General features: G+C 61.8%; 5 protein-coding genes. 1 reads left to right on the top strand and 4 read right to left on the bottom strand.

The genetic code is table 11. The features are described 5' to 3' along the window. Positions 1-28: 28 nt before the first annotated feature. Complete coding sequence (locus tag EN879_RS25960; protein ID WP_013532155.1) at positions 29-526, top strand: GFA family protein; 498 nt, start codon at positions 29-31, stop codon at positions 524-526. A 184-nt stretch (positions 527-710) separates the two neighbouring features. On the opposite strand, the gene sufA is transcribed toward EN879_RS25960, so the two are convergent. The 4 genes from sufA to sufD form a co-directional block, all read right to left on the bottom strand. Next, a complete protein-coding gene (gene sufA, locus EN879_RS25955) occupies positions 711-1091 on the bottom strand; it encodes a Fe-S cluster assembly scaffold SufA (RefSeq protein WP_013532156.1) in 381 nt (126 codons plus the stop codon). Positions 1092-1191: 100 nt separating this feature from the next. Then, positions 1192-1584, bottom strand: coding sequence for an SUF system Fe-S cluster assembly protein (locus EN879_RS25950; RefSeq protein WP_013532157.1), 393 nt, complete (start codon positions 1582-1584; stop codon positions 1192-1194). Between the two features lie 21 nt (positions 1585-1605). After that, positions 1606-2847: a cysteine desulfurase gene (locus EN879_RS25945; RefSeq protein WP_063170212.1), complete on the bottom strand. Its 1242-nt coding sequence runs from the start codon at positions 2845-2847 to the stop codon at positions 1606-1608. 185 nt (positions 2848-3032) lie between these two features. After that, positions 3033-4301 carry a Fe-S cluster assembly protein SufD gene (gene sufD, locus EN879_RS25940; RefSeq protein ID WP_063167809.1) on the bottom strand — a complete coding sequence of 423 codons (1269 nt, stop codon included), beginning with the start codon at positions 4299-4301 and terminating at the stop codon, positions 3033-3035. Positions 4302-4319 lie beyond the last annotated feature (18 nt).

Below are 4319 nucleotides of genomic sequence, written 5' to 3'. Positions count from 1 at the left end.
TGGAGAGAGGTATCGGAGTTTTCCCGCCATGCCGCTTCTGCTGAAAGGGTCCTGTCGCTGCAATGCCGTGCGTTTCGAGGTGGAGAGCCACACGCCGGCGCCATTCATGCTGTGCTACTGCTCGATCTGCCGCAAGCAGCAGGGCGGCGGCGGGTTTGCCATCAATCTCGGTGCCGACAACGAGACACTGAACATCAGGGGCAAGCGCAGCCTCGGCGTCTTTCGGGCGGAGATCGAGGACGACGAGCATCCGCATTGCGAAATCTCAACCGGCGAGCGCAATTTCTGCAAGAAATGCGGCTCAGCCCTTTGGCTCTACGATCCAACCTGGCCGGAGCTTGTGCATCCCTTCGCCTCGGCGATCGACAGCGACCTGCCCATCCCACAGAGCAAGGTGCACCTGATGCTGAAATACAAGGCGAACTGGGTCGAGCCGGTGGTTGGCAAGCACGACAAGGTCTTCGACGTCTATCCCGAGGAATCGATCGCCGATTGGCACAAGCGGACGGGCATGTGGGTGGAGTGAGTTTCTTCGCCCCGTTTACGGGGAGGTGAGGAGTGATCCGCGCAGCGAACGAAAAGCCAATTGCTTGGATTTTCTAACGACGTACGCCGGCAGGCTGGGCGGAGCTAACTCTGGAGAGGCTGGCGCTGCCCCTCATCCGTCACTTCGTGACACTTTCTCCGCGTAAACGGGGCGAAGGAAAAAATCAGGCCGAAGCGCGTGCCTCTGCCAGTGCCTTCAGGTCGGCCGGCTTCAGTTCGACGGATTCGCCGCAGCCGCAGGCCGAGCTCTGGTTCGGGTTGTGGAAGGTGAAGCCGGTGCGCAGCGTCGTCTGCTCGAAATCCATCTCGGTGCCGAACAGGAATAGCGCGGCCTCGGGCGCGACATAGACATGAGCGCCGTCGCGCTCGATATGGTCGTCCTTGGTGTTGGGCTCGGTCACCAGATCGACCGTATATTCCATGCCGGCGCAGCCGCCCTTCTTGATGCCGAGGCGGATGCCATGCGCGTTGTCGCGGGTGGCGACGATCTCGCGCACCCGGTCGGCGGCCTTTTCGGTCATGGTGATGACGGCGAAGCGTCCCATTCTTTTTCCTTCCATTCCATGCAGGTTCAAGGCCTGCCGAATGATTCCTCACCTAAAATGGTGAAGTTTTATCCCTCGCGCAAGTGTGCCAGGCTTGACGCTAGTACCAGCCCACCGCCACCTGCGCCTCTTCCGACATGCGGTCGGCCGACCATGGCGGGTCGAAGGTCATGTTGACCTCGACGCCGGACACGCCTTCGACGGCGCCGACGGCATTTTCGACCCAGCCGGGCATTTCGCCGGCGACAGGGCAGCCGGGAGCGGTCAGCGTCATGTCGATCTTGACCGAGCGATTGTCCTCGATGTCGATCTTGTAGATGAGGCCGAGTTCGTAGATATCGGCCGGGATTTCCGGATCGTAGACCGTCTTCAGCGCCGATACGATGTCGTCGGTCAACCGCGCCAGTTCGTCGGCTGGAATGGCCGATCCCGAAACCAGCGCATTGGGCGCGGTTTCCGGAGTGGTCTCGGCAGCGATGCTTGCATCATCCATGGTCGTCACCCAAAAAAATCGTCATCCGAAGAATTTGCGCGCTTTCTCAAGCGCCTCGGCCAAAGCGTCGACTTCGGCCCTGGTATTATACATGCCGAACGATGCCCTGCATGTGGAGGTTACGCCGAAACGTTTCAACAGCGGCTGGGCGCAATGGGTGCCCGCGCGGACAGCAACGCCCTGCCTGTCTATCACCATCGACACGTCGTGCGCATGAATGCCTTGCAGTTCGAACGAGATGATGGCGCCCTTGCCGGGCGCATCGCCGAAGATGCGCAGCGAATTGATGGCGCGCAGCCGCTCATGCGCATAAGTCTTGAGGTCTTCCTCATGCGCGGCGATGCGCTCGCGGCCGATCGTTTCCATATAGTCGAGCGCGGCACCCAGTCCGATCGCCTGCACGATCGGCGGCGTGCCGGCTTCGAAACGATGCGGCGGCTCGTTGTAGGTGACGATGTCTTCCGTCACCTCCTCGATCATCTCGCCACCGCCCATGAAGGGGCGCATGCCCTGGAGAATGTCCTTCTTGCCGTAGAGCACCCCGATGCCCGAAGGGCCATAAACCTTGTGCCCGGTGAAGACGAAGAAGTCGCAGTCGAGATCCTGCACATCGATCGGCATATGCACGGCGCTCTGGCTGCCGTCGACGAGGACGGGAATTCCACGCGCATGCGCGATGCGCACGATTTCCTTGATCGGCGTCACCGTGCCCAGCGCATTCGACATCTGCGTGACGGCGACCAGTTTGGTGCGGTCGGTCAGCCGTTTTTCGAATTCCTCGATGTGGAGGACGCCGAGATCGTCGACCGGCACCCAGACCAGCTTGGCGCCCTGCCGCTCGCGGATAAAATGCCAGGGAACGATGTTGGAGTGGTGCTCCATGATCGACAGCACGATCTCGTCGCCCTCGCCGATGTTGGGCATGCCATAGCCATAGGCCACGGTGTTGATGGCCGAGGTCGTGTTCGAGGTGAAGATGATGTTGTCGGTGCTTGGCGCGTTGAGGAAACGGCGTACCGTTTCGCGCGCCTTTTCGTAGGCGTCGGTCGCGGCATTGGACAGGAAATGCAGGCCACGATGGACGTTGGCATATTCCTGGCTGTAGGCGTGCTGGACAGCGTCGAGCACCGCCTGCGGCTTCTGTGCCGAGGCGCCATTGTCGAGATAGACCAGCTTCTTGCCATAGACTTCCCGCGACAGGATCGGGAAATCGCGGCGGATCGCTTCGACGTCGTAGGGAATGTTTTCGAGTTTCTGGTCCATTTCAAAGTCCTTGCCGGCCAAGGCCGAGATCCTTCCAACACCCCTCATCCGACCGAGCTTCGCTCGGCCACCTTCTCCCACAAGGGGAGAAGGTCTAGCGCTTTACCTTCTCCCCTTGTGGGAGAAGGTGGATTGGCGCGTAGCGCCAAGACGGATGAGGGGTGGCTTTGCCGGACCCCATCCAATTAGCCGTGTGCCACGAACCAGCCGTCGAGCCGCGCTTCCAGCGCTTCGACGATCGCCTCGTCGTCCAGTTCCTCGATCACCTCGGCGACGAAGGCCTTCACGAGCAGCCCCCGCGCGCTTTTCTCGTCGACGCCGCGCGCCATCAGGTAGAACAGATGATCGTGGTCGATCTCGGTGACCGTCGCGCCATGGCCGCAAATCACGTCGTCGGCGAAGATTTCAAGCTCCGGCTTGGTCGAGAACTCGCCGTCGTCCGACAGCAACAGCGTGTTGCATGCCATCTTGGCGTTGGTCTTCTGCGCATATTGATGGACGTTGATGCGGCCCTGAAACACGCCGCGCGCCTTGCCCGTCACCACGTTGCGGATGATCTCCGTCGAGGTCGTGTGCGGCACGGCGTGGTCGAGAACCATGGTCACGTCGGTATGGGTGTCGCCGGCCAAGAGGTTGATGCCGCGCAGCTTGAAATCGGCGCCTTCGCCAGTCGTCCTGACCATGATCTCCTGGCGCACGAGCTTGCCGCCGGCGTTCATGACGAACAACGTCAGCTTGGCATTCTTGCCGATATGGGCCTTGAACTGGGCCAGATGCGTCGCCGTTTCCGGCTGTTCCTGGACAATCAGCCACGTCACCTCGGCGCCTTCGCCGAGCACGAGCTGGCTGACCGAGCTGCCCAGGGCAGCGCCGTCACCTGTCTGCCGTTCGACGATGACGGCCTTGGCGCCGGCGCCGACACGCACTGGCAGGCGCACATGGGTCTGGCCGCCGGCCTGCAGGTTCTGCAGCTCGACCGGCTTTTCGAGTTCCACGCCATCGGCGATGTCGACAAAATATCCGTCGGCGACGAAAGCCGTGTTCAGCGCGCCGATGGCGTCGTCGCTGCCATAGGGGTCGAGCCCAGGTGCTGCGCTGCCGTCGACCAGCTTTTCCGACAGGCGCTGGAAAGAGACGCCTTCAAGAACCGGCACTTTGGCGTCGGACTTGCCGTTCAGGATCGACACCACAGTGGAACCGTCAACGATCGGCGCAATGGCCTTGGCCATGGCGGCAGGGTCGAAGTCCGGCACGGTATTCAGCAACCGGCGCAAGTCGGTATAGTGCCAGGATTCGACGCGCCGCGTCGGCAGGCCGTGCTTGATCGTCTCGATGGCGTCGTCGCGCTTCAGCATCACCGCGCCGTCGCCCGGCAGCAGCGACAGCCGGTCGCCGAACGCGTCGATCAACGCTGTCTCGGCCGGTGTCCGCTGCGGTTGTGCGTGCATGTTCATCGGTATTACCTCTGGCAT

Origin of the sequence: Mesorhizobium sp. M7A.F.Ca.AU.002.02.1.1 (assembly GCF_003998535.1) — a bacterium.
Taxonomy (GTDB): Bacteria; Pseudomonadota; Alphaproteobacteria; order Rhizobiales; family Rhizobiaceae; genus Mesorhizobium; species Mesorhizobium ciceri.
This window is presented reverse-complemented; position numbering and strand designations above follow the sequence as displayed.

Coding starts and splice junctions, on each gene's coding strand:
- EN879_RS25960 (WP_013532155.1), top strand. CDS start 29: ATGCCGCTTCTGCTGAAAGGGTCCTGTCGCTGCAATGCCGTGCGTTTC.
- sufA (WP_013532156.1), bottom strand. CDS start 1,091: ATGGGACGCTTCGCCGTCATCACCATGACCGAAAAGGCCGCCGACCGG.
- EN879_RS25950 (WP_013532157.1), bottom strand. CDS start 1,584: ATGGATGATGCAAGCATCGCTGCCGAGACCACTCCGGAAACCGCGCCC.
- EN879_RS25945 (WP_063170212.1), bottom strand. CDS start 2,847: ATGGACCAGAAACTCGAAAACATTCCCTACGACGTCGAAGCGATCCGC.
- sufD (WP_063167809.1), bottom strand. CDS start 4,301: ATGAACATGCACGCACAACCGCAGCGGACACCGGCCGAGACAGCGTTG.